A 22,805-nucleotide genomic window follows, 5' to 3' on the forward strand; every position below is an offset into this window, starting at 1 on the left:
GAACGGAACCGAGACGAGGCGTCCCCATGGCTGCGAAGAAGCACGCGAACGAGCCGCTCTGCGGCAACGGATCGCCCGACGACGAGCCCGCCACCGGGCGGCTGGCGACCGCCGCGGACGCGACCGAGAAGCCGCCCACGCCCGACATGGTGCCGCACGCTTCCTCCGAGCGGATGACGGGTGATCACGCGCCGGTCGACGACGCCCGGCCGAACCCGGCGATGCTCAAGGCGGACGTGGATTCCGGCCGCACCGGCGACAAGAACGCGGTGTTCCACCCCGGCATGTCGATGCTCGGCACGGACGACGAGGTCGCCGGCAACCCGGCCTCGCCGGAGCGCGTGCGCTTCGCCCGAGAGGAGGCGGCCCGCAACGCCCCGAAGGAGGGCGCCCCGGCGCCTGCGGACATCGCCCGCACCGGTGGCGGCCGGGTGGTCGGCGGGTTCGTGGCGCTGATCGTCGTGGTCGGCGTGGTCGCGGTGACGGCGCTGCTGATGGCGTAGCCGACCCGAGAGAGCGGCGGTCACTCGCACGGCGCGCGGCCGGCTCCCTCGTCCTGCGGGGACGACGCGCGGTCCTCAGCGGGAACGCCGCGGCGCCTCGCGTCCTCGTCAGCCGAGCGGGTAGGCCGCCTCGACCACGTAGGGACCGCCCCCGATCTGCTCGCGCGCCGAGAACACCGCGAGGCGATCGGCGCTGAAGGCGAGGCGGGCGAAGGGGGCGCGCGCCGCGATCCAGGCGGCGACGTCCCGCGGCGGGACCCGGCGCAGGCGGGCGAGGGTGACGTGCGGCTTGAACTTGCGGCGCTCCGGCGCGAGCCCCGCGCGGCGCACGAGCCGCTCGGTCTCGTCGTGCAGCGCGACGAGTGCCTCGCTCGCGTGCACGTTCGCGAACACGGCATGCGGCTTGTCACCGCCGAAGCAGCCGAGCCCGTCGAGCTCGATCTCGACGGGCGCGCGGGGCCGCCGGTCGGCGAGGAGCGCGTAGACGTCCTCCGCGACGTCCTCGTCCACGTCCCCGATGAAGCGCAGGGTGACGTGGTAGTTCTCCGGCTCGATCCAGCGTGCACCGGGCAGCCCGCCGCGGCAGGCGGCGAGCGACGCGACGACGTCGTCCGGTATCTCGAGCCCGACGAAGAGGCGCGGCATGCTGGTCACTCCCCTAACCTGCGACGCAACCGATTTCACAATTCCATAAGGACTTTATGCCGTAATGGTAGCCGAGAGGAGCCAAAAGGTCCGACATGGTGGCACTCATCAGCGTGATGGACGAGATCGACGACATCGTGTCGAGCGCCGACGCGCGTCGTCGCACGGCCATGCTGCGCAAGATCACGAACCTCTTCCTGGAGAAGGCGCCCGAGCTCGACGAGGAGCGCGTCGGCGCCTTCGACGAGGTGATCCTGCGGCTCGCGCGGAACCTGGAGTTCCGTGCGCGCATCGAGCTCTCGGAGCGCCTCGCAGACCAGGCGATGGCCCCGCGCCAGGTGGTGCGCGATCTCGCCTTCGACGACGAGGTGGCGGTCGCAGCCCCCGTTCTCGCGCGCAGCCGACGCCTGTCGGAGGACGATCTCGTGGCCGTGGCGAACAGCAAGGGGCAGGAGCACCTGCTCGCGCTCTCGCGGCGCGTGAGCCTCTCCGCGCGCGTCACCGACGTGCTGATCGACCGCGGTGACACGGTTGTGGTGCGCTCGGTGGCGGACAATGACGGCGCGCGCTTCTCCGAGCGCGGGTTCTCGACCCTGCTCGAGCGCGCCCGCGCCGATTCCGCCCTCCAGGAGGTGCTCGAGGCGCGCCGCCATCTCTCGCCGGAGCAGGTGTCGAAGCTCGTCGAGATCGCCCGCGAGCGCGTGCGCGAGACGCTCCAGGACGAGCTCGGCCAGCGCATGCAGCGCGCGATCGACTCCGTCGTGGAGGATCTCGCCCGGCGCATGGCGGACACCGACGCGCCGGAGGTGGCCAAGGCCGACCTCGCCGGCTCCGTCGACTTCGTGCGCGCCCGCGCGCGCACCCGCAAGCTCGAGGAGCGCGACGTCGTCGAGTGGCTCAACCGAAACCGCATCGAGGACGCGCTCGCGGCGATCGCGCACATCGGCGCAATCCCCGTCGAGATGGTGGCGAACGCCTACCACGCGCCGGACTGGGAGGCCCTGCTCTTCGTGGTGCGTGCCACCGACTTCACCTGGGCGACGCTCAAGCTGCTGCTCACCAAGAAGGCCGGCCGCACGCCCCCGCTCGAACTCACCCAGGCCGCCTTCGAGAGCTTCGAGAAGCTCTCCGTCCAGAGCGCCCAGCGCGTCCTGCGCTTCGCCGCCGCGCGCGAGCGGTTCGGTCGCGACGGGGGGATGTGAGGGCGCAGTTCCAGGCGAGGCGCGCCGGTCAGTAGACCCCCGCCGCCTCCCGCGCCACGCCCCGCATCGCCTCCGGCGGACGCGGGAAGCCCCGGCGGTCGCGGTAGTCCGCGAGCGGCGGCCGCGGGTGGCGGTCCTCTCCGGCCAACGTCCTCGCCACCGCGAGGTCGAGGAGCGCGATCGCCGCGACGCCGCCCATGGCGAGGCCCGCGCGCTCACGCCGCCGTGAGCCGTCGTCGAGGCCCGTGGCGAGGAGCCCGAGGTCGAGGGCGTCGCCGGCGACGCGCGCCCACATCCACGGCGCCGGATCGTCTGCGGCGAGGAGCGCGACGCCGGTCGCGACCTCGCGGGCGCCGCAGGCCCGCACCAGTCCCTCGCGGCCCGGGATGCCGACGGCGCGTGCGAGCGCGGGCGCCGCCGCGAGCTCGGCGACGCCGAGGGCGATGGAGAACAGGCCGAGCCCGCGGGCGAGGCGATCGGTCTCGCGATCGGGGTGCCCGCGGCGGGGCGAGCCGGTCGATTCGTAGCGCATGGGAGCTCTCCTCAGGGCTTGAGCACGACCTTGACGCAGCCGTCCTTCTTGTCGCGGAAGGTCTCGTACAGCGCGGGCCCGTCGGCGAGATCGGCGACGTGGGTGATCACGAAGGTCGGGTCGATCTGACCCTCCTCGATCCGGCGCAGCAGGTCGTCCGTCCAGCGCTGCGTGTGCGTCTGGCCGGTGCGCACGGTGATGCCCTTGTTCATCAGGGCGCCGAGAGGGACCTTGTCGGCGAGCCCGCCGTAGACGCCCGGCATGGAGATCGTGCCGGCCGGGCGGATCAGGTAGATGATCTCGCGCAGAGCGTGGATGCGATCGCTCTCGGCCATCACCGCCTGCTTGGCCCGGTCGTACATCGAATCGACGTGCCCCGACACGTGCGCCTCGAGCCCCACGGCGTCGATGCACTTCTCCGGGCCCTTGCCGTTCGTGAGGTCGTCGATGCGCTCCATCACGCTCTCGACCTCGAAGTTGATCGTGATCGCGCCGCCGGCGGCGGCCATGTCGAGGCGCTCGGGCACGCGGTCGATGGCGATCACGCGCTTCGCGCCGAGCAGCACCGCCGAGCGGATCGCGAACTGGCCGACCGGGCCGCAGCCCCACACCGCGACCGTGTCGGTGTCCTCGATGCCGAGCTGGACCGCCGCCTGCCAGCCGGTCGGCAGGATGTCGGAGAGGAAGAGCAGCTGCTCGTCGGAGAGCGTGGACGGCACCTTCACGTGCGTCTTGTCGGCGAAGGGGACGCGGATGAACTCGGCCTGGCCGCCGGGATAGCCGCCGGTGAGCTGCGTGTAGCCGAACAGGCCCGCGGTCGTGCGGCCGAAGGCCTTCTCGGCGAGCGAGGCGTTGCGGTTCGAGCGCTCGCAGACGGAGTAGTTCCCGCGCCGGCACTGCGGGCATTCCCCGCAGGAGATGGTGAAGGGGATCACCACCCGGTCGCCGGGCTTGAGCGCATGGCGCGACTCGGGGCCGACCTCGACCACCTCGCCCATGCACTCGTGGCCCATGATGTCGCCGGGCTTCATGCCGGGGATGAAGTCGTCGTACAGGTGCAGGTCCGAGCCGCAGATGGCGCAGCTGGTGACGCGCACGATGGCGTCGCGAGGATGCTCGATCTGCGGGTCGGGAACGGTGTCGCAGCGGATGTCGTGCTTGCCGTGCCAGCTCAGCGCTCTCATGCGGGGCCTCCGGTTGCGCGGAGGCTCCGGCCGTCCGCAGGCCCTGTGAACACGAAGGCCGCGGAGGCGTTCCCACGGCCGCGCTCGGGATGCGTCTCCCCAGCGCGGCAGGCGCCCCGTCACTGCGTCAGGCGGATCGAGCCGATGCGGCGCGCGATCTCGTCGAAGACACGCTTGAGGTCGGAGGCCTGGGAGACCTCGTAGTAGAGGTCCGAGGACGTGGCGCAGCGGCGCAGGAGATCGCGGTTGCCGTTGATCACGCGCACGGTGACGACGACGATGCCCGCCTGCTTGGCGCTGTCGCAGGCGGCGCGCGTGCGCGCGTCCATGTCGTTCCTGTTGCGGCTGAACTTGCTCTGGGTGTTGTCGCCGTCCGTGAGCAGGATCATGAAGCGCTCGACCTCGTCCCCCGCGATCGTCCCCGCCTCGACGAAGGGCTCGCGCTCCGTCAGCATCGCCGTGCCCCAGGCCGCGCCGATCGTGACGTTGGTATTGCCGCTGGGCTCCATCTCGCGGATCGAGGAGACGATTGAGGCGTTTTGCGTCCATACGTCCGCGAGCGGCGCCATGCGCGCGAGCCGCGTATTGGCGCAATTGACCGCCGGAAAGAGGGTGCGCGGGTCGTCGACATCGACGTCCGCGTCGGTGACGTCGAGGTCGTCGGGAATGTGGTCCCGATCCCAGACGCAGCCGTCCCAGGTCGCCGGCGTCGCCCGGCCCCACGACGAGCACCCCGTCCTGGGGTCCGCGTCGGCGGCGGCGAAGCGCAGCCAGGAGACGCGCTCCACGTCGATCGGTCCCCCGGGAACCGTGCAGTACCCGCTCCCGCGCGGCGGCACCGTGACCCGCGAGGTCAGCGGGCGGGCGGTGCGCACCGTGTCCTGGACCGATTGCGGCACCCGAACGGATATGTCGAAGGGGACGAGCCCGACGCGGATGCGGTTCGGCCCGCTCGCCGCCTCGCGCATGATGTGCATGAAGCCGCTCGTCGGGTTCGCGTTCGTGCAGGACGCATCACCGCACAACGCCCGCTTGAGTTCTGTCATCTTCGAGCGCGAGCCCATCGAGCCGGTGTTGTCCATGACCAGCGCGATGTCGATCGACTTGCGGCCGTAGCTCGCCTCGCTGTAGCGCGAGACCGACACGTCGTCGACGTTGACGACCCGCATGAAGGTGGTCGCGACCTGCACCCGGGCCCGCAGCCACACGGTCTCGTCGACCTTGTCGCCGTCGAGCTCGGCGATGACGAGGGACGCGTCCGGGCCGAGCACGGCCTGGAGCTGCTGACGGGCGAAGGCGACGAGGGACTCCTTCGTGGTCGCGTCGGGATCGCGCACCGCCGCGAGCGCGGCGTTGTCGAGGGCGAGCTGGATGCGGTCCGCGGCGTTGCGTGCACGGGTGTAGTCGACGGCCGCCCCGACGAGGCCGAAGAGCGGCACCATCACCAGCGCGAACGCGATGGCGACGTTACCGCTCCTCGCCGCGATCGCCTCGCGCACCCGACGTCTGAGACCCATGGCTGCACCTCCTGGCACGCGACCAGGGATGCGCCGGCCCGATTAAGGCAGCCCTAAGAGGGAGGTAGAATTCCCGTTGCATCCGACGGGCATTCGTCACGTAGTTTCCGAGAAATTGATCGAGTGACGCAAGGGAAACAACGGCTGATCGTCAGCCTGCCTCACGCACGGTTGCGACGATCTCCTCGCCGTAACGCGCGACCTTGTTCTTGCCGACTCCGTGGCAGGCGGCGAGCGCGTCGAGCGAGCCGGGGCGGCGTTCGGCGATATCGATCATCGTGCGGTCCGTGAAGACGACGTAGGCCGGCACGCCCTCGTCCTTGGCGAGGCGCGTGCGCAGGGCGCGCAGCGCCTTGACGAGCGGATCGGAGGCGAGCCCCGCATCCGCGATCGCCGCCGCGCGGCGCGCCTTCTTCGTGTCCTTCGGGGCATGGACGTCGGCGCGCAGCGTCACCGTCTCGCCGCCGCGCAGCACCGCGTCGCCGCGCTCGGTGATGCGCCAGGCGCCGTAGCCGGTGAGATCGTTCTCGATGAGACCGCCGGCATAGACCTGGCGGATGAGCCCGCGCCACTCGGTCTTGGCCTTGTCGCGGCCCACCCCGAAGGTGCGGAGGCCCTCGTGCCCGAAGCGACGCACCTGGTCGGTCTCGTCGCCCACCAGGACCGAGACGATGTGCTCCGAGCCGAATCGCTCGCCGGTGCGCGCGATGGCGGAGAGGATCATCTGCGCCTCGCGCGTGGCGTCGAACAGCGTCACGCCGCCCTCGCACAGGTCGCAATGGCCGCAGGGCTCGGAGGTCTCGCCGAAATAGGCGAGCAGCGTCTGCCGACGGCAGCGCGGCGCTTCGCACAGGGAAACGAGCGCATCGAAACGGCGGTACTCGATGCGCTTGACCTCGTCGGGCGCCTGGCTCTCGGCGATCTGCTGGCGGCGCAGCCGCATGTCGTCGAGGCCGTAGAGGGTCAGCGTGTCCGCCGGCGCGCCGTCGCGCCCGGCGCGGCCGATCTCCTGGTAGTAGGCCTCGATGGTCTTGGGCATCGCGGCGTGGGCGACGAAGCGCACGTCCGGCTTGTCGATGCCCATGCCGAAGGCCACGGTCGCGACCATGACGATCCCGTCCTCCTGGAGGAACGTGTCCTGGTTCGCCTGGCGGGTCTCCTGCGCGAGACCCGCGTGGTAGGGCAGGGCCCGCAGGCCGAGGCCGCCGAGCTTGTCCGCGAGGCTCTCCACGGCCTTGCGCGTGGCGCAGTAGACGATGCCGCTCTCCTCCCGGTGCTTGGCGAGGAAGGCCGCGATCTGGCGCGTCGCGTCGGTCTTCGGGCTCATGGCGAGGCGCAGGTTCGGCCGGTCGAAGCCGTGAACGAAGATGCGCGGCGTGGTCGCCGGGAACAGGCGCTGGGCGATGTCGTCGCGGGTCGCGGCGTCCGCGGTCGCGGTCAGCGCCATCGTCTGCACGTCGCCGAGCCGCCGGCGCACGTCGCCCAGCCGCGCGTAGTCGGGCCGGAAGTCGTGGCCCCATTGCGAGACGCAGTGCGCCTCGTCGATGGCGAGCAGCGAGACGCCGCGGCGCATCAGGAAGTCGGCGAGGCTCTCCGAGCCGAGGCGCTCGGGCGAGACGTAGAGGAGCTTGAGCCGCCCCTCGCGCAGCTCCTCGCGCACCCGTGCCGCCTCCGCCTCGTCGTTGGCCGAGTTGAGCGCGCCCGCGGATACGCCGTTGTTGCGCAGCGCCGCGACCTGGTCGCGCATCAGCGCGATCAGTGGCGAGACCACCACCGTGAGCCCGTCGCGCACCAGTGCCGGCAGCTGGTAGCACAGCGACTTGCCCGCGCCGGTGGGCATCACGGCGAGCACGTCCTCGCCGTCGAGCACGGCGCGCACCACGTCCTCCTGCCCGGGCCGGAAGCCCGGGTAGCCGAAGACGTCCTCGAGGACGCGCAGCGTGTCGGCGATGGTCGGCATGAGGCTCCGGGCTCGCGAACGCGGGGGGGCGCCCGCGGCGTCCTTCTGGCACGGAACGAGGGCCGCGGGGAAGACGTCGCGGGCGGGGCCGGGCGCCGCGGAACGGCCACGCTCGCATATCGCCCGGATTTGTCTAGATTGCCACGGACACAGCGCTTGCGCGCGAGCGAGATGAAGGCTGCCCGATGAGCTCCCCCGACGAGGCCCGCCCGAGCCCGCCCGCCTTCCTCGCAGGAGGCGGAGAGACGGGTGCGCGGATGCGGGTCCACGACTGGTCGGCCACGGCGCTCGGCCCGCCCGAGCACTGGCCGCAGCCGCTCAAGACGATCGTCGGCGTGATCCTCGCGGCGAACCAGGCGATGTTCGTCGTCTGGGGCGCCGAGCGCACGACGCTCTACAACGACGCCTACGCCGAGATCCTGGGCGCGAAGCACCCGCGGGCGCTCGGGCGCCCGTTCTTCGAGATCTGGTCGGAGCTCGTCGAGAGCGTCGGGCCGATCATGGAGCGCGGCTATGCCGGCGAGCCGACCTCGATGGACGCGCTCGAGCTCGTCATGCTGCGCAAGGGCTATCCCGAGACGACGTTCTTCTCCTTCTTCTACGCGCCCCTGCGCGACGAGGAGGCGGGCCGCGTCGAGGGCGTCTACTGCGCCTGCGTCGAGGTGACGGAGCGAATCGTCGCCGGGCGCCGCGCGGCGTTCCGCGGGGAGCTCGAGGCGCGGCTGCGGGAGATCCAGGCGCCGCGCGCGATCATGGCGGCCGCCGGCGAGATGCTCGCGCGGCGGCTCGGCGTCGATCGCGTCGGCTATGCCGAGATGGAGCCGGACGGCGCCACCGCCGTCGTGCACGCGGACTGGAGCGCGGAGGGTATCGCCTCGATCGTCGGCCGGCATCGGCTGGCGAGCTACGGGCCGGGAATGGAGGCGGCCCTGCGCGGGGGGCGCACGGTGGCGATCGGGGACGTCACCGCGGACCCGCTCGCCTGGGGCGCGACGACGCGCGACGCCTACACGGCGGTCGGCGTGAAGGCGCACGTCGCCCTGCCGCTCGTGCGGGCCGGCAGGCTCGCGGCCCTGCTCTTCGTGCACGCTGCCGCGCCGCGGCATTGGTCGCCGGACGACCTCGCGCTCGTGCGCGACGTCGGCGAGCGCACCTGGGAGGCGGTGGAGCGCGCCCGCGCCGAGGCGGAGCTGCGCGAGAGCGAGGCGCGGCTGCGCGAGCTCGCCGACAACATCAGCCAGTTCGTCTGGACGGCGGACGAGACCGGATGGATCCACTGGTACAACAAGCGCTGGTTCGACTACACGGGCACGACGCTCGAGGAGATGCAGGGCCGAGGCTGGCGTGCGGTGCACCATCCCGACCACGTCGAGCGGGTGACGGACAAGCTCTCGCGCGCCTTCGCCGCCGGCACACCCTGGGAGGATACGTTCCCGCTGCGCGGCAAGGACGGGGAGTATCGCTGGTTCCTCAGCCGCGCCGTGCCGATCCGCGACGCGAGCGGCGCGATCGTGCGCTGGTTCGGCAGCAACACCGACATCACCGCGCAACGCAATGCCGAGGAGGCGCTCCAGCGCCTCACCGAGACGCTGGAAGCCGAGGTCGCGCAGCGCACCGAGGAGCGCGACCGGATGTGGCGCCAGAGCCAGGACCTGTTCGTCGTCATGGACGTCGACGGCACCTTCGTGAGCGTCAACCCGGCCTGGACGCGGGTGCTCGGCTGGGAGCCCGAGGAGATCGTCGGGCGCCGCCACCGGCGCTTCAAGCATCCCGACGACGTCGCGGCGGACGAGGAGGATCTCGCCCGCCTGCGCGACGGGCACGCCGTCACCGGGCGGCTCAACCGCTACCTCCACAAGGACGGGACCTATCGCTGGATATCCTGGGGCGCCGCGCCCGAGGGCGAGCTCGTCTACGCGGTGGGGCGCGACGTGACCGACGACATGGCCCGCCAGGCGGAGCTCGAGGCGGCCCAGGAGCAACTGCGCCAGTCCCAGAAGCTCGAGGCGATCGGCCAGCTCACCGGCGGAATCGCCCACGACTTCAACAACCTGCTCACGATCGTACGCACCTCGGTCGGTTTCCTGCGCCGCGAGAATCTGCCCGAGGAGCGCCGCCGGCGCTACGTCGAGGCCATCTCCGAGGCGGTAGACCGCGGCTCGAAGCTGACCGGCCAGCTCCTCGCCTTCGCCCGCCGGCAGGCACTCGAGCCCGTGCCCTTCGAGGTCGGCGCCCGCGTCGCGGCCATGGCCGAGATGCTCGGCTCCGTGCTCGGCGCGGGTATCGAGATCGTGGTCGAGGCGCCCGGGGAGCCCTGCTGGATCGAGGCGGACCAGGCGCAGTTCGACACCGCGCTCGTCAACATGGCGCTCAATGCCAAGGACGCGATGGAGGGCGCCGGGCGGCTGACGCTGACCGTCGCGCCGGAGGTGGACGCTCGCGTCTCCGTGGCCCTCGCCGACACCGGCTCCGGCATCCCGCCCGACGCGCTCGCTCGGATCTTCGAGCCGTTCTTCACCACGAAGGAGGTGGGGCGCGGGACCGGGCTCGGGCTCTCCCAGGTCTTCGGCTTCGCACGGCAGTCGGGGGGAGACGTCTCGGCCGAGAGCACGGTCGGGGAGGGCACGGTGATGACGCTCTGCCTGCCGCGCATCGCGCCGCCCGCGCGCGCGCCGGCGGGCCGCACTGACGATGCCCGGCCGTTCGCGGACGGTGGCGGGCGGCGCGTGCTCGTCGTCGAGGACAATCGTGAGGTCGGCGCCTTCGCCACCCAGACGCTCCAGGACCTCGGCTTCGACACGACCTGGGTCTCGAATGGCGAGGCGGCGCTCGCCGCGCTCGACGAGGGGCCGGAGCGCTTCGACGTCGTCTTCTCCGACGTGGTGATGCCGGGCATGGACGGGGTGGCGCTCGCGCGTGCGATCCGCTCACGGCTCCCGGCGCTGCCGGTGGTGCTGACGACGGGCTACAGCCACGTGCTCGCCGAGGAGGGGCTCGGCGGCTTCGAGCTCGTGCGCAAGCCCTACGGCGCCGAGGACCTGTCGCGTGCGCTGGCGGGCCGCGCACGCGCCTCCTGACCCGTCAGCCGCGGCTGGCGAGCGCGACGCCCGCGGCGGCCACCGCCATGCCGAGCATCTGCACCGGCGCGAGGGTCTCGCCGAACAGGAGATAGGCCATCACCGCCGAGCAGGGCGGCACGAGGAACAGCAGCGAGGCGACGCCCGCCACCGCGCCGCGGCGGATCAGCACGAGGAGCAGCGAGATCGCCCCGATCGACAGCCCGAGCACCGCCCAGGCGAGGCCGACGATCACCTCCGTCGTGAAGGCGATCTCCCCCGCCTCGAGCAGGAGCGCGAGCGGCAGCGTGAAGGCGAGCGCGCCGCAATACTGCACGACCGTGTTCGTGCGCAGGTCGACGCCCGCCGCGGTGCGCTTCTGCCAAATCGTCCCGAACGTGATCGCCACGACGCCTCCGAAGGCGATCGCCAGCGGGACGAGCGGGATGCCGCCGGCTTCGCCGAGCCGCGGCAGGATGACGAGGAGCGTTCCGGCGAAGCCCACGACGATGCCGAGCCAGCGCCGGCGCGAGACGACCTCGCCGAGGAGCGGGGCGACGAGGAGCCCCGTGAGCAGCGGCTGGAGCCCGGCGACGAGCGCCGCGATCCCCGCCGGCAGCCCGTGCCCGACGGACCAGAAGATGCCGCCGAGATAGGCGCCGTGCAGGAGTACGCCGGCGATCAGCCCGTCGCGCCAGCCCGCGAGCCCGTCGGGCCAGCGGGCGCGGGCGAGGAACGCCACGAGCGCCAGCACGGCGATGGCGAGCACGTAGCGTATCCACAGGAACGTGAGCGGGTCGGCGTCCGGTGCGACGAGGCGCGCGACGATGAAGCCCGTCGCCCAGATCAGGACGAAGAGCGGCGGCGCGAGGCGCGCCACCATGTCGGGACCCGCCCCGGCGGGCGTCTCGTCGGTACGTGCGGACATCGCACATGGCATATCGGGTGGCGGCGGCGTACGCCAGCTTGCTTCGCGTGCGCGTTTGCGCCATCTGCGAGGGGAGGAGCCGGCGGACCGCGCCGGCCCGGCCGCAGCGGAGGCAGCTCGACTTGGCGCGTGCGCGCAAGATCCTGGCCGTCCTGAACCTGGCCTACGACCGCTTCCTGCTGCACGACGGCTGGGCGATCGCGAGCCATATCGCCCTCTCGGCGCTGTTCTCGTTCTTCCCGTTCCTGATCCTGCTGACCGCGCTGGCCTCGACCTTCGAGTTCGGGACGCTCGCCGACAACGCCACCGAGATCATCCTCGACGTGCTGCCGGTCGAGATCGCCGAGCCGCTGGCGCGTGAGGTGCGCACCGTGCTCACCGAATGGCGCGGCGACCTCCTCACCATCGGCGCGGCGCTGGCGCTGTGGTTCTCCTCGAACGGCATCGAGGCGCTCCGGGTCGGCCTCAACCGCGCCTACGGGGTGCGGGAGAACCGGGCGTGGTACGTGACGCGGCTCGAATCGATCGTCTTCGTGGTCATCGTCGCGGCGGTGATGATGGTGTTCTCGCTCGCGGTCGTGCTCGGGCCGCTGTTGTGGCGGGCGGCGACGGGCTTCTTTCCGGCGATCGCGCCGTTCTCGCAGACGGTGGGGCTCGTGCGGCTCGGGACGACGACGCTGCTCATCGCGATCGCCCTCGTGATCACCCACAAGTTCCTCGCGGCGGGGACACGCAGCGTGGTTTCGGTGCTGCCCGGCGTAGCGGTGACGCTCGTCCTGTGGACGGTCGGCGGAATCGCCTTCGGCGTCTACCTCGCGCACTTCCCGGGGGCCTACGCCTCGACCTACGGCGGGCTCGCGACCGCGATGATGTCGCTGATCTTCCTCTACACGATCGCGGTGATCTTCATCGTCGGAGGCGAGATCAACGGCGCCGCGATCGCGCTCGACCGCAGCGCCAAGAAGAGCCGCGCCGTGCGCACGTGACCGCCGCGCCCCAAGCGAGCGCGGCGCGTGCATCGGCCTCGGGCGTCAGAGGTCGACCTTCTCCTGGTTCCCCGGATGATGCGGCGGCTCCCCGGTCACCACGGCCTTGGCGTAGCCGTAGACGTGGAGCATCTTGGAGGAGGGCGCGTCCCAGTACTCGCCGTACTCGGGCGTGACCTTGACGAAGGCGAGCTCCGGGTCGTCCTTCCCGTTCGGGAACCAGGTGCGCATGCCCTCCTGCCAGTGCGCGTCGATCGCGGCGCGATCGCGCACGATCTCGGCGCGGCCGGAGATGGAGACGTAGTCCTGGTCGTCCGGTTCCGAATAGGCGAGGCCGACCCGATGGGTGCGGCCGATCTCGCGGGCCTTGGCGCTGTCGATTCGAGTCGCGAACCAGAGGTCGCCGTTCGCGTCGGGCTTCTGCGTCCACATCGGGCGCGCACGCAGCGAGCCGTCGGCCTCGACGGTCGTCATCATCGCCACGCGCACGTCCTCGATCAGGTCGAAGAGCTTCTCGCGCGCCTTGGGGTCGGTCGTCATCTCGGGCCTCCTCGTTCGGGGCTGTCTCGTTTCGGCCCGGTGAACGGCCCGCGGCCCGATTTGGTTCGCGCAGCCGAGCGTCACACCCGGCGCATGGAGGCGTAGCGCGGGCGCGAATCCGGACCGTCCTGGCGGTCGATCCGCAGGCGGCGCACGCGCAGCTCGTCGATCGTCAGCGACCCGATGTGACCCTGGCGCATGCCCATGCGGTCGATCGCCAGCCGCGAGATCGCCAGCGCGCCGATGGCGAAGGCGCCCACCGCGAGCGCGCCGACGGCGGCGGCGCCGACGCTCGCCGTCGCGAGCCGACGGGTCGGCGGCACGGCCGGCATGTGGTCGCGGGCGTAGCGCGCCGCCCGGCGCACCTCCACGCGGGCACGCATGCCCTCGCGGCGCTCGTCCCCGTAGATGTCGCCGTAGCCGGGCGGGCCGTTCTCGAAGCGTGTCGCCATGGGTGCTCTCCTTCTCGCGTGTTCGCGGTGTGTGACGCGACAACGCTCGGAAGAGCCCGGCCGTTCGAAGTGGAGGGGAGCGCGGCTCGGGCGGCTCGGATCAGGGCCGCTCCTCGGATCAGGGCCGCTCGGGGAGCGCGCGCGACCGCTCGCGGGCCGAGCCGCCTTCGTCGGTCCCGCCGCGGCGCAGCCGCCGCACCAGCAGCCCCAGCGCGTAGGCGACCTGCAGGGCGGCGGCGAGGATCAACGCGCGGCAGATCGTCGGGAACGTGCCCGCCTCCGCCAGCGTGTCGGCGATCACCTGGGTCGCCAGCGCGAGGATGAGCCCGAGCGCGAACGCGGGCAGGCCGAGCGCGCGGTCGGCGACCAGCCCGGCGAGCACGCCCCAGAGCGCTCCCGCCGCGAGAAGCCCGCCGTAGAGGAGCCCGACATCCATCGCCCGCCGCTCCCGATTCGCTCGCGGGTTTCGCACCCGCCGATGCGAAGCTTAGCAGAAGACCTGCGGCGTCGCGCCGCGACCCGTCCCGTTTCTTGTGGAACCGCGTCGCGAGCTGCGCCGTTCTTCGGGTCGAACCGAGGATGCGCATCGTGGACGAGGCCGCCGACATGCTGAAGCAGAGGCGGCCGGAGCCGCCGGAGCCGCGCGAGGGACCGCCCCTCGCCGCCGAGGAGGCGCCGCGCCCCATCGTCGATGCCCGCCTCACGCGATCGATCGCCTTCTCCATTCACGTCTGCGCCGTCGTGCTCGGCGCGGGCGCGCTCTACGTGGCGCAGGACCTGATCCTGCCGCTCGCGCTCGCCCTCGTCGTCACGCTGACGCTGAGCCCGATCGTCCGCCTGCTGTCGCGGCGCGGCATCCCCGCTTGGCTCACGTCCCCGCTGCTGGTGGCCGCGCTCGCCGGCGCGCTCGCCCTCATCGCCTACACGCTCAGTTATCCCCTGTCGGAATGGGTCGCCCGCGCCCCGCAGATCGGATGGGAGATCGAGCGGGAGCTGCAGAGCCTGCGCGCGTCCTTCGCCGCCGTGGAGCAGGCGAGCGAACGTGTCGACGCCATCACCGGCGGCGATTCCGCGCCGGGGGTCGACGAGGTGGTCGTGCGCGAGGGCGGCTTCCTCGCCACCGCCTCGAGCGGCGTGCTGCGTGGGGCCGCGATCGTCGCGATCGCGGCGCTGCTCACCGCCTTCCTGCTCGCGTCCGGGGACCGGATCTACGAGCGTATCGTGCACGTGATGCCGACCTTCCACGACAAGCGCACGGCGGTCGAGATCGGGCGCGCCATCGAGCGATCGATCTCGACCTACCTCCTCACGATCGCGCTCATCAACACGGCGCTCGGCATCGTCGTCGGCCTGCTGCTGTGGGCCGTGGGCATGCCGACCCCCGCGCTGTTCGGGGCCATGGCGACGCTCCTCAACTTCCTTCCCTACATCGGCGCGTTTCTCGGCGTGGCCATCGTCGCGGCGGTTTCGTTCGTGGCGTTCGACGGGCTCGGCGCCACGCTCGCACCGCCGCTCGTCTACCTCGCCTGCACGACGCTCGAGGGCAACGTGGTGACGCCCCTCATCCTCGGCCGGCGCCTCGAGCTCAACGCGATCGCGATCCTCATCGGCGTCGCGGCGATGGGCTGGCTGTGGGGGGCCGTCGGCGTCTTCCTCGCCGTGCCGCTCCTCGTCGTGATCAAGACGGTGTGCGACCACCTCCCGTCCTGGCAGATGCTCGGCGTCTTCCTCGGCGGCTCGCTGACGCGTACGGCGGAGGAGCCCGCGGCGCGATCGGATGCATCGGCGGAGAAGAGTTAAGGAACGGATCACGTTCGGGGGGTATCGTCGGGCCACAACCGGGAGGACGGCATGAATCGCGGCTGGCTGTACGACGGCGCTGCGCCGGGAGACGAGCGGCGCCGCGAGATTCGCCGCACGATCGGCATCCCGAGCGTCGCCTACGACCCGGCGCGCCGGCTGCGCTATGCCTGCACGGTCGTCGACATCTCGCATCGCGGTGCGCAGGTGCATTGCTCGAGGGCCGAGGCCCTGCCCGACACCTTCATGCTCTTCATCAACGGCACGGACGCCATCCGCCGAGTCTGCGACGTCGTCCGTCGCAGTCCGACGCGGCTCGGCGTCCGCTTCCGCGGCCGTTGAGGGCGCGCACTCAGCGCGCGAGCGCGCTGCGTATCGCCGCGTCGAGCTGGGCCTGGTCGTAGGGCTTGGGCAGGGTCGGCAGGCTCTCGCCCTCCGGCGGCGCGCCGTAGCCGGTGGCGAGGATCACAGGCAGCGCCGGGCGCTCGGCCCGGAGCGCCTTGGCGAGCTCGACGCCGCTCATGCCCGGCATCGACTGGTCGGTGACCACGAGGTCGAGATCGGGCCGTTCCGCCGCGATCGCGAGGGCTTCCTTACCGGAATGGGCGGTGAGCACCGTGTGGCCGAGATCCTCGATCAGGTCGGCCGAGCCCATGGCCGTGAGGGCATCGTCGTCGACGAGGAGGATGGTGTGCATCGCGAGCGTACTCCAGGAACCAGGACAGGAATGGATGCTCGACAACGCCCGAGCTTGCCGCTGGGTCCGGCCCCGACGCCATTTCGCCGGCTCAGCCGACGCCGGTCGGTCCGTCGAGCACGCGTCGCACCATACGCACGAGCTCGGTGCGGCGATAGGGCTTGTCGAGGACGTCGAACTCCGTGCCGCCCGCGTCCTGGCGTTCGAGCGAGGCCTCTGCGTAGCCGGTGGTGAGCAGGACCTTGAGCCTGGGCTGGCGGCGGCGCGCCTCGCGGGCGAGCATCACCCCGTTCATGCCGCCGGGCATGACGAGGTCGGAGAACAGGAGATCGACGCCGTCGGCACCGTCGAGCACGTCGAGCGCCTGCGCGGCGTCGCCCGCCTTGAGCACGCGGTAGCCGAAGTCGGTGAGGATGCTCTCGGCGAGATCCGCGACCTCGACCCGGTCGTCGACGACGAGGACCGTCTCCGTGCCGCCGTCCTGCTCGCGCAGGCGCGCGCCCGTCGCGCCGCGCGGGCGCGCGGCGTCCGCCTCGACGTCGTCCGCAGCCGCGGGGAAGTAGAGCCGCACGGTCGTGCCCCGGCCGACTTCCGAGTAGATCCGTACGGCACCGCCGGACTGGCGCATGAAGCCGTAGACCATCGAGAGGCCGAGACCGGTGCCCTTGCCCTCGTCCTTCGTCGTGAAGAACGGGTCCATGACGCGCCGCGCCACTTCCGGCGGCATGCCGACGCCGGTGTCGGTGATCGCGATCATGGCGTAGCGGCCGGCGGGGATGTCGTCGAAGGCGCCCTCCTCGCCCGGCGTGATCTCGCGGTTGCGGGTCGAGAGCGTCACGCGACCGCCGCCGGGCATGGCGTCGCGGGCGTTGATGAGCACGTTGAGGAGCGCGACCTCGGCCTGAACCACGTCGAGCCGCGCGTTCCACAGGTCCGGCGCGGGGTCCACGGCGATGGTGACCGCGTCGCCGAGCGTGCGATGCGCCATCTCGGAGAGCGTCTCGACGAGCTCGTTGGGATTGATGACGCGCCCCTCGAGCCGCTGCTTGCGGGCGAAGGCGAGCAACTGTTGGGTGAGCGTCGCAGCACGGTCGGAGGCGATCCGGATCTGGGCGACGGCACGCTCCATCTTCGGCGGACGCTCGGGCATCAGATCGAGCTGGCCGTCTAGGATCTCGGCGTAGCCGCTCACGACCTGGAGGAGATTGTTGAAGTCGTGCGCGATGCCGCCCGTGAGCTGTCCGAGCGCCTCCATCTTCTGCGACTGCCGCAGCGCGTCCTCGGCGTCTCGCCGGCGCGTGACGTCGAGCTGGGAGGCGAAGAAGAAGACGAGCTCGCCGTCGTCGGCGTAGACGGGCGAGACGAACAGAGCATTCCAAAAGGCCGCGCCGTTCTTGCGGTAGTTCAGGATCTCGACGGCGATCTCTCGCCGCTCGTCGACGGCGCGCCGCACCTGGGCGACGACGTCGCGATCGGTCTTGGGCCCCTGCAGGAAGCGGCAGTTGCGGCCGACGATCTCCTCCATGGCGTAGCCGGTCATCGCCGAGAAGGCACGGTTGCAGAAGACGATCGGGTTGTCCGGCTGCCGCGGGTCGGTGACGATCATGGGCATGCGCGTCTTCTCGACGGCCGCGAAGAAGATGTCCGAGTGCCGGTCCTGCACGCCCTCGCCCCGCGCGTTGCCGCCGCGCGACAGCCGCGAGGTCTCTGCGCCGTCGCGTACGCGGCCGTCGCTCTCGTTCGCGTCGGCGTGGAAGGGCTCGTCGGGGGGGATGCGCTCGTTCGCCCGGGAGGGCTCCTCCGCGTGATGAGGCTCTTCGGGCTCGTTCGTCGTCGTCACGCCGGTCTCCGGGGGAAGACGGACCGCCTTCCGCGAGGAAGCGACCCGGGATCGTGCTGCCACGCGGGCCGTCCGGCAGACGGCTCACACGCCTGGATGATGTAGATAACGCGTGGGGTGCGGGAGTCGAGGGGCCGCGCTCAGCCGCCGCCGGGATCGGTGTCGACGCCTTCGCGGCCGCGGCCGGGTAGCACGCCGGTGCCCGGTGTCGCGTCGGGGTTGGTCAGATCGGGGGAGTCGTGGGGACCGGCCGGCGGCAGGCGCCCGTGTCGGTCGCGCTCCGGCGTCTCGCGCGCGGGCTTCGGCTCGGGCGCGAGATCGCGACCATGCTCGCGTTCGTCTTCCGTCGGGATGCTCGTCGGGGTGTTCATGGGACCCTCCGTCTCGTCATGGACAACGCGGAGGGGCCGCCTGCGTTCGCGCGGCCGCGGGCCGGATCACGCGGTCTCGCGCAGCACGATCTCGGCCATGATGTCGAGGCCGATCGCCTCGAGGTCCTCGCGCACCACGGCGGCCGAGACGCCCTCGGGCAGGACGATGCGCGCCTTGGCCGAGAACAGCGCATCGCCGGACATCGAGCCGGAGAAGACCTCGGTCTCGAGCTCGTCGATGCTCACCTTCCGCGCCGCGAGCCGATCGGCGATGTCGCGCACGATGCCCGGGTGATCCGAGCAGGTGAGCTCGAGCACCGCCGCCTGCCCCGCGGGCGGCGATTGCGGTTCGGACCGCCGTGCGAGGGCCGTGATCCCCTCCTCGGCGAGGCCGTCGAGCGCCGCCTCGAGCTCGCCGGCGGCGCCCTCCGGCAGCGAGACGCGCACGATGCCGGCGAAGGCGCCGCCGAGGCGCGCCATGGACGAATCGATCCAGTTGCCGCCCACCCCGGCGACGAGCGCCGAGAGCCGCTTGACCAGCCCGGGCCTGTCGCGGGCGATGACGCTGATGACCATCTCGACGCTCACGCTCGCCTCCTCCCGGCATTGCCTTTCGTCGAGACGAGCCCCCGCGGCGCGTGCCTGTCAAGCCGGGGTGCGTCCGCATGCGGTCCAGCTTCGACCTTTTCTAATTCTAAGCTATTGATTTGAATGATGTTTTTGCTTGACCGGGGCGCCGCGTCCGGCATGGTGGGGAGAAGCTTCGAGCCCGGGCCTTGAACCCGGCGGTCTGGAGAGCTGCAATGACCGAGACCCCGATCGATCCGCTCGGCGCGCCGGGACGCGCGGCGGCGCCGCCGCTGCCGACCGCCGTCGAGGCGGCGGCGATCCCCTGCGAGTCGCCCTGCCCTCGTGCGGGCGCGGTGCCGCGCCGCGTCTCCGAGGTCTGCCCCGATGCGGGTGCCCGCCTGGCGCTGGCCGTCGCCCGATACGTGGCCGGCGCCCGCGCGACCGGCGAGACCGACTGTATCGAGGCCGCCTTCGCCGAGGCCGAGGCGGCGCTCGCGCCCGAGCGCGCCGCCCTCCTCGTCGGTGCGCTCGCCGGGCTCGTGCGGGCGCTCGAGGCGCATGGGGGTCGACCGCTCGCCGTGCTGCCGGCCTCCTGCTGCCGCGCCACCGCCGACGAGGTCGCGCTCCTCGGGCACGTCGCCCGCGCCCGGTCGGACGGCACGGGCGCCGCCGAGGGCCGCGTCGCACGCACCGCCGCCGCGGCTGCCGCGCTCCTCGGGCCGGCCGAACGGCCCCTCGCCTGCGGGAGGCCGTCGTGATCGGCATCGATGGCGTCTACACGCCCGCGGACCTCGCCGCCGCGCGCCGGCGCGCCCGCCTCGCCCGGGACAAGGCGCAGCGCTATCGCGGCACCTCCGCCCAGATGCGCCGCAAGCTCGAGGCCCGCGCCGCCATGGCCGAGACCGAGGCGAACCTGATCGCCTACGCCCTGGCGGAGCCGGAGGAGGAGCCGCCGCGGCGGCCGGCACCGCGGGAGCTGTCCCCATCCTTCTAGAGCGCCGTCGGACCCGGCCCGATGGGGCGGGTCGGGCGCTCAGAGCTGCGCGATCAGCGCCTCGGCGCCCGACGCGTCCGCCTTGCCCGGCGCGTCCTCGACGTTGAGCGCGCGCACCACGCCGTCCTCGACGATCATCGAGTAGCGCTTCGAGCGCAGGCCGAGCCCGAAGCCCGAGCCGTCGAGCTCGAGGCCGATCGCCCGGGCGAAGTCGCCGTTGCCGTCGGCGACGAACTCGAGCTTGCCGTCGGCGCCGAGCGACTTCTCCCAGGCGCCCATCACGAACGGGTCGTTCACGGCGGTGACCACGATCGCATCGACGCCCTTGCCCTTGATGGCGCCGGCGTGGGCGATGTAGCCCGGCACGTGGTTGAGCGTGCAGGTTGGGGTGTAGGCGCCGGGAACGGCGATCAGGACCACCTTGCGGCCCTCGAACACCGCCTTGGACGGGCGCTCGACGGGACCCTCGGGCGTCATCGCGCGGAAGGTCACCTCGGGGAGGCGGTCGCCGACCTTGATCGTCATGATACGTGATCTCCGTGTGCGTGCGCCCGCTCGGGGCGGGCCGGGCGATAACTAGAGCATGCGGCGCGGGCGCGCACGCCCCCGGCGCGTTTTTCTCTCGCGGCCCGAACCTCGCAGCATCGTGACCCGCACGCGCGCAGCGCGCGTGTAGAACGGCGTGGTCCGCACCCCAGCACGAGCCCGCGCAGCCAGAGCACGCCGGAGAACGCCATGCCGACGAGCCACGCGGGACAGCCCGCCGCCGCCCGCCCGCGCGACGCGCGCCTCGACGTGTTCCGGGGTCTGGGCATGATCATCATCATGATCGCCCACGTGCCGTGGAACCTGTGGTCGAACTTCATCCCCGCCCGCTACGGCTTCTCGGACGCGACCGAGATGTTCGTCTTCATGTCGGGCATGGCCTCGGCGCTCGCCTTCGGCCGCGTCTTCGATCGCCAGGGGGTCGGCATCGGCACGGCGCGCGTCGTGCAGCGGGTGTGGCAGGTCTACTGGGTGCACGTGGCGGTGTTCCTCGTCATCGCCGCGCTCGTCGCCGTCGCGGGCCCCATGCCCTTCGGCGACAAGACGTACATGCAGGAGCTCAACCTCGTGCCCTTCTTCGAGGACACGGCGACGAACCTCGTCGGCTTCCTGACGCTGACCTACGTGCCGAACTACTTCGACATCCTGCCGATGTATCTCGTCATCCTGGCGCTGATGCCGGTGGTGGTCGTGCTGGCGCGCGCACGCCTCGCCTTGGCGCTCGCCTTCGTCGCGGCGCTGTGGGTGGCCGCGCAGCTGCGCCTCCTCGACCTGCCGGCCGAGCCGTGGTCCGACCGCACGTGGTTCTTCAACCCCTTCGGCTGGCAGCTCCTGTTCTTCCTGGGCTTCTTCTGGATGCGCGGTGACCTGCCGGCACCGCGGCGGGCGAGCCCGCTGCTGCTCGGGGCCTGCGTCGCGATCCTCGTCGCCACCGTGCCCTTCGCCTACTGGCCGATCTTCCAGGCGGTGGACTGGGCCGGCGCGGGGCGCGAGGCGCTCGCGCCGGTGATAAACAAGACGCGCTTCGGCATCCTGCGGCTCGTCCATTTCCTGGCGCTGGCCTACGTCGCGCTGTGGGTGGTCGACCGCTGGGGCGGGCTCCTGCACAACGCGCCGGCGCGCGTGCTCGCCATGGTGGGCCGGCAGACCCTGGCGGTGTTCGCCGTGGGGCTCGTCGTCTCGCGGCTCGCCGGCATCTATCTCGACTTCGCCGGGCGCGAGCCCGTCACCTACGCGATCGCCAACGTCGCGGGTATCGCGGCGCTGGTGGCCACAGCCTGGGTGGTCGGCTGGTTCAAGGCCTTGCCGTGGAAGCCGAAGGCGGCCAAGCCCGTTCCCGCATCCGCCGACGGCGCGGCGCTGAAGCCGGCGGAGTAGGCTCGCGCGCGGCAGGCTCTTCCGCGAGAGCGCTGTTTCCTTCCCGCGCGCCTTGGCCCAGGATGGCGCGAAGCCAGCACGAGCGCGAAAGCCCGCGATGACGAACCTCTTCGACCTGATCCGCACCGCCCAGGGCGGCGCCGCCTTCGACAACCTCGCCAAGGCCTTCGGCCTCTCGACCGAGGACACGCGCAAGGCCGTGGCGGCCCTGGTTCCGGCCTTCGCCATGGGCCTCCAGCGCTCGGCCGCGAGCCCCGAGTCGATGGACGCGCTGGTGCGCATGATGGCGACGGGCGCCTTCTCCGGCGCCTGGTCGGACCCGAAGACGGCCTTCTCGCAGCGCTCCCGAGACACCGGCGCGGACGCGCTCGCGACCATGTTCGGCTCGCCCGACTACGTGACGCGCGTCTCCGAGCAGGCGGCCGCGCTCTCGGGCGTGGCCGGTGAGGCGACGGGCAAGATGCTGCCGATCCTCGCCTCGACGCTCATGGACGGCATGGCGATGATGGGCGCGCAGCTGAATGCCGCGGGGGGAGGGGCCGACCGGCCCCGTCCCTCCGCGAAGCCCGCGCCGGCGCCGGCGGCGAACCCCTGGGAGGACATGTTCGCCACGATGATGGGCGCGCCCCCCAAGCCCGAGCCGGAGCCCGAGCCCGACCCGCCCTCCGATCCCCAGGCCGCCGCCGAGGCCGCCTTCGACGCCTATCGCAAGCTGATCGACGCCGGCCGCGAGATGCAGGACGCCCAGATCGCGATGATGCGCGCGATGATGGAGGGGTTCTGGGGCAAGCGGTGAGGGGAGGGCGCTCCTCCCCCATCTTGGGAGGTGGATCGGCGGCGGAGCCGACGAGACGGATGGGGGACGCCGAAGGCGCTTCGGCGGAGCCGATTTCCTTCCTGTAGGGGAAGGTGGCGCCGCGCGAAGCGCGGTGACGGATGGGGTGCGCGAAGCGCGTTCGGCGAAGCCGAAGAGCGACGGCGGCAGCGGACACGCCGGCTTCCGCTTTGCGGAACGCGTCGCTACGCGCCGCGCCCCATCCGTCTCGGCTTCGCCGAGCCACCTTCCCCTACAGGATTCCTCTGCGAAACTCCGCCTTGTTCTGGC

At 72.0% G+C, this 22,805-nt stretch carries 24 protein-coding genes; 10 read left to right on the forward strand and 14 right to left on the reverse strand.

Going from position 1 to position 22,805, the window contains the following annotated elements:
• Positions 1-26 precede the first annotated feature (26 nt).
• The gene (locus ACTZWW_RS09430) at positions 27-503 is read left to right on the forward strand and encodes a hypothetical protein (RefSeq protein WP_444780694.1); all 477 of its coding nucleotides are present in this window, start codon (positions 27-29) and stop codon (positions 501-503) included.
• Positions 504-611: 108 nt separating this feature from the next.
• On the opposite strand, the gene thpR is transcribed toward ACTZWW_RS09430, so the two are convergent.
• Positions 612-1,148 (reverse strand): RNA 2',3'-cyclic phosphodiesterase, encoded by a 537-nt coding sequence (gene thpR, locus ACTZWW_RS09435; RefSeq protein WP_444780695.1) that lies wholly within the window; start codon positions 1,146-1,148, stop codon positions 612-614.
• A 95-nt stretch (positions 1,149-1,243) separates the two neighbouring features.
• On the opposite strand from thpR, the gene ACTZWW_RS09440 reads away from it, so the two are divergent.
• A complete protein-coding gene (locus ACTZWW_RS09440) occupies positions 1,244-2,350 on the forward strand; it encodes a DUF2336 domain-containing protein (protein ID WP_444780696.1) in 1,107 nt (368 codons plus the stop codon).
• A 28-nt stretch (positions 2,351-2,378) separates the two neighbouring features.
• Here ACTZWW_RS09440 and ACTZWW_RS09445 read toward each other — a convergent pair whose 3' ends face one another.
• The 4 genes from ACTZWW_RS09445 to recQ all read right to left on the reverse strand — a co-directional run bounded on the left by ACTZWW_RS09445 (position 2,379) and on the right by recQ (position 7,543).
• Positions 2,379-2,882: a cyclase dehydrase gene (locus tag ACTZWW_RS09445; RefSeq protein ID WP_444780697.1), complete on the reverse strand. Its 504-nt coding sequence runs from the start codon at positions 2,880-2,882 to the stop codon at positions 2,379-2,381.
• 11 nt (positions 2,883-2,893) lie between these two features.
• A complete protein-coding gene (locus ACTZWW_RS09450; protein ID WP_444780698.1) occupies positions 2,894-4,066 on the reverse strand; it encodes a zinc-dependent alcohol dehydrogenase in 1,173 nt (390 codons plus the stop codon).
• A 119-nt stretch (positions 4,067-4,185) separates the two neighbouring features.
• The gene (locus ACTZWW_RS09455; protein ID WP_444780699.1) at positions 4,186-5,583 is read right to left on the reverse strand and encodes a VWA domain-containing protein; all 1,398 of its coding nucleotides are present in this window, start codon (positions 5,581-5,583) and stop codon (positions 4,186-4,188) included.
• Between the two features lie 151 nt (positions 5,584-5,734).
• Positions 5,735-7,543 (reverse strand): DNA helicase RecQ, encoded by a 1,809-nt coding sequence (gene recQ, locus ACTZWW_RS09460; RefSeq protein ID WP_444780700.1) that lies wholly within the window; start codon positions 7,541-7,543, stop codon positions 5,735-5,737.
• Between the two features lie 185 nt (positions 7,544-7,728).
• Between recQ and ACTZWW_RS09465 the strand changes: the two genes are divergently transcribed.
• Positions 7,729-10,620 (forward strand): PAS domain S-box protein, encoded by a 2,892-nt coding sequence (locus tag ACTZWW_RS09465; protein ID WP_444780701.1) that lies wholly within the window; start codon positions 7,729-7,731, stop codon positions 10,618-10,620.
• 4 nt (positions 10,621-10,624) lie between these two features.
• Here the strand turns inward: ACTZWW_RS09465 and ACTZWW_RS09470 are convergent, their stop codons facing one another.
• Complete coding sequence (locus ACTZWW_RS09470; RefSeq protein ID WP_444780702.1) at positions 10,625-11,527, reverse strand: DMT family transporter; 903 nt, start codon at positions 11,525-11,527, stop codon at positions 10,625-10,627.
• 122 nt (positions 11,528-11,649) lie between these two features.
• Between ACTZWW_RS09470 and ACTZWW_RS09475 the strand changes: the two genes are divergently transcribed.
• Positions 11,650-12,513, forward strand: coding sequence for a YihY/virulence factor BrkB family protein (locus tag ACTZWW_RS09475; protein ID WP_444780703.1), 864 nt, complete (start codon positions 11,650-11,652; stop codon positions 12,511-12,513).
• A 45-nt stretch (positions 12,514-12,558) separates the two neighbouring features.
• On the opposite strand, the gene ACTZWW_RS09480 is transcribed toward ACTZWW_RS09475, so the two are convergent.
• From ACTZWW_RS09480 to ACTZWW_RS09490, 3 genes are all read right to left on the reverse strand, one after another.
• Positions 12,559-13,053, reverse strand: coding sequence for a pyridoxamine 5'-phosphate oxidase family protein (locus ACTZWW_RS09480; RefSeq protein WP_444780704.1), 495 nt, complete (start codon positions 13,051-13,053; stop codon positions 12,559-12,561).
• Positions 13,054-13,133: 80 nt separating this feature from the next.
• Positions 13,134-13,505, reverse strand: coding sequence for a hypothetical protein (locus ACTZWW_RS09485; protein WP_444780705.1), 372 nt, complete (start codon positions 13,503-13,505; stop codon positions 13,134-13,136).
• A 118-nt stretch (positions 13,506-13,623) separates the two neighbouring features.
• Positions 13,624-13,941, reverse strand: a complete 318-nt coding sequence (locus tag ACTZWW_RS09490) for a hypothetical protein (protein WP_444780706.1) — start codon at positions 13,939-13,941, stop codon at positions 13,624-13,626.
• 152 nt (positions 13,942-14,093) lie between these two features.
• Between ACTZWW_RS09490 and ACTZWW_RS09495 the strand changes: the two genes are divergently transcribed.
• Together ACTZWW_RS09495 and ACTZWW_RS09500 are read left to right on the forward strand one after the other, a co-directional pair.
• Entirely contained in the window at positions 14,094-15,305 is a 1,212-nt protein-coding gene (locus ACTZWW_RS09495) for an AI-2E family transporter (protein WP_444780707.1), read from the forward strand.
• A gap of 51 nt (positions 15,306-15,356) precedes the next feature.
• Positions 15,357-15,647 carry a PilZ domain-containing protein gene (locus ACTZWW_RS09500; RefSeq protein WP_444780708.1) on the forward strand — a complete coding sequence of 97 codons (291 nt, stop codon included), beginning with the start codon at positions 15,357-15,359 and terminating at the stop codon, positions 15,645-15,647.
• Positions 15,648-15,657: 10 nt separating this feature from the next.
• Here the strand turns inward: ACTZWW_RS09500 and ACTZWW_RS09505 are convergent, their stop codons facing one another.
• From ACTZWW_RS09505 to ACTZWW_RS09520, 4 genes are all read right to left on the reverse strand, one after another.
• Entirely contained in the window at positions 15,658-16,002 is a 345-nt protein-coding gene (locus ACTZWW_RS09505) for a response regulator (protein ID WP_444780709.1), read from the reverse strand.
• 91 nt (positions 16,003-16,093) lie between these two features.
• Complete coding sequence (locus ACTZWW_RS09510; RefSeq protein ID WP_444780718.1) at positions 16,094-17,698, reverse strand: histidine kinase famiy protein; 1,605 nt, start codon at positions 17,696-17,698, stop codon at positions 16,094-16,096.
• A 284-nt stretch (positions 17,699-17,982) separates the two neighbouring features.
• Positions 17,983-18,213, reverse strand: a complete 231-nt coding sequence (locus tag ACTZWW_RS09515) for a hypothetical protein (RefSeq protein WP_444780710.1) — start codon at positions 18,211-18,213, stop codon at positions 17,983-17,985.
• 66 nt (positions 18,214-18,279) lie between these two features.
• Positions 18,280-18,801, reverse strand: a complete 522-nt coding sequence (locus tag ACTZWW_RS09520) for a glycine cleavage system protein R (protein WP_444780711.1) — start codon at positions 18,799-18,801, stop codon at positions 18,280-18,282.
• 215 nt (positions 18,802-19,016) lie between these two features.
• On the opposite strand from ACTZWW_RS09520, the gene ACTZWW_RS09525 reads away from it, so the two are divergent.
• Complete coding sequence (locus tag ACTZWW_RS09525; protein WP_444780712.1) at positions 19,017-19,541, forward strand: hypothetical protein; 525 nt, start codon at positions 19,017-19,019, stop codon at positions 19,539-19,541.
• Positions 19,538-19,777 (forward strand): hypothetical protein, encoded by a 240-nt coding sequence (locus tag ACTZWW_RS09530; RefSeq protein WP_444780713.1) that lies wholly within the window; start codon positions 19,538-19,540, stop codon positions 19,775-19,777. The genes ACTZWW_RS09525 and ACTZWW_RS09530 overlap by 4 nt, the downstream gene beginning before the upstream one ends.
• A 39-nt stretch (positions 19,778-19,816) precedes the next feature.
• Here the strand turns inward: ACTZWW_RS09530 and ACTZWW_RS09535 are convergent, their stop codons facing one another.
• Complete coding sequence (locus tag ACTZWW_RS09535; protein ID WP_444780714.1) at positions 19,817-20,302, reverse strand: peroxiredoxin; 486 nt, start codon at positions 20,300-20,302, stop codon at positions 19,817-19,819.
• A gap of 210 nt (positions 20,303-20,512) precedes the next feature.
• Here ACTZWW_RS09535 and ACTZWW_RS09540 point away from each other — a divergent pair, with 210 nt between their 5' ends.
• Together ACTZWW_RS09540 and ACTZWW_RS09545 are read left to right on the forward strand one after the other, a co-directional pair.
• Complete coding sequence (locus ACTZWW_RS09540; RefSeq protein WP_444780715.1) at positions 20,513-21,700, forward strand: OpgC family protein; 1,188 nt, start codon at positions 20,513-20,515, stop codon at positions 21,698-21,700.
• Between the two features lie 97 nt (positions 21,701-21,797).
• Positions 21,798-22,496 (forward strand): DUF937 domain-containing protein, encoded by a 699-nt coding sequence (locus ACTZWW_RS09545; RefSeq protein ID WP_444780716.1) that lies wholly within the window; start codon positions 21,798-21,800, stop codon positions 22,494-22,496.
• Positions 22,497-22,805: the final 309 nt, after the last annotated feature.

It is taken from the genome of Salinarimonas sp. NSM (genome assembly GCF_052380005.1).
Lineage (GTDB): Bacteria > Pseudomonadota > Alphaproteobacteria > Rhizobiales > Beijerinckiaceae > Salinarimonas.

Bases quoted from the DNA above. Each gene is read 5' to 3' on its own strand.
- ACTZWW_RS09430 (WP_444780694.1), top strand. From the start codon at position 27: ATGGCTGCGAAGAAGCACGCGAACGAGCCGCTCTGCGGCAACGGATCG.
- thpR (WP_444780695.1), bottom strand. From the start codon at position 1,148: ATGCCGCGCCTCTTCGTCGGGCTCGAGATACCGGACGACGTCGTCGCG.
- ACTZWW_RS09440 (WP_444780696.1), top strand. From the start codon at position 1,244: ATGGTGGCACTCATCAGCGTGATGGACGAGATCGACGACATCGTGTCG.
- ACTZWW_RS09445 (WP_444780697.1), bottom strand. From the start codon at position 2,882: ATGCGCTACGAATCGACCGGCTCGCCCCGCCGCGGGCACCCCGATCGC.
- ACTZWW_RS09450 (WP_444780698.1), bottom strand. From the start codon at position 4,066: ATGAGAGCGCTGAGCTGGCACGGCAAGCACGACATCCGCTGCGACACC.
- ACTZWW_RS09455 (WP_444780699.1), bottom strand. From the start codon at position 5,583: ATGGGTCTCAGACGTCGGGTGCGCGAGGCGATCGCGGCGAGGAGCGGT.
- recQ (WP_444780700.1), bottom strand. From the start codon at position 7,543: ATGCCGACCATCGCCGACACGCTGCGCGTCCTCGAGGACGTCTTCGGC.
- ACTZWW_RS09465 (WP_444780701.1), top strand. From the start codon at position 7,729: ATGAGCTCCCCCGACGAGGCCCGCCCGAGCCCGCCCGCCTTCCTCGCA.
- ACTZWW_RS09470 (WP_444780702.1), bottom strand. From the start codon at position 11,527: ATGTCCGCACGTACCGACGAGACGCCCGCCGGGGCGGGTCCCGACATG.
- ACTZWW_RS09480 (WP_444780704.1), bottom strand. From the start codon at position 13,053: ATGACGACCGACCCCAAGGCGCGCGAGAAGCTCTTCGACCTGATCGAG.
- ACTZWW_RS09485 (WP_444780705.1), bottom strand. From the start codon at position 13,505: ATGGCGACACGCTTCGAGAACGGCCCGCCCGGCTACGGCGACATCTAC.
- ACTZWW_RS09490 (WP_444780706.1), bottom strand. From the start codon at position 13,941: ATGGATGTCGGGCTCCTCTACGGCGGGCTTCTCGCGGCGGGAGCGCTC.
- ACTZWW_RS09500 (WP_444780708.1), top strand. From the start codon at position 15,357: ATGAATCGCGGCTGGCTGTACGACGGCGCTGCGCCGGGAGACGAGCGG.
- ACTZWW_RS09505 (WP_444780709.1), bottom strand. From the start codon at position 16,002: ATGCACACCATCCTCCTCGTCGACGACGATGCCCTCACGGCCATGGGC.
- ACTZWW_RS09515 (WP_444780710.1), bottom strand. From the start codon at position 18,213: ATGAACACCCCGACGAGCATCCCGACGGAAGACGAACGCGAGCATGGT.
- ACTZWW_RS09525 (WP_444780712.1), top strand. From the start codon at position 19,017: ATGACCGAGACCCCGATCGATCCGCTCGGCGCGCCGGGACGCGCGGCG.
- ACTZWW_RS09535 (WP_444780714.1), bottom strand. From the start codon at position 20,302: ATGACGATCAAGGTCGGCGACCGCCTCCCCGAGGTGACCTTCCGCGCG.
- ACTZWW_RS09540 (WP_444780715.1), top strand. From the start codon at position 20,513: ATGCCGACGAGCCACGCGGGACAGCCCGCCGCCGCCCGCCCGCGCGAC.
- ACTZWW_RS09545 (WP_444780716.1), top strand. From the start codon at position 21,798: ATGACGAACCTCTTCGACCTGATCCGCACCGCCCAGGGCGGCGCCGCC.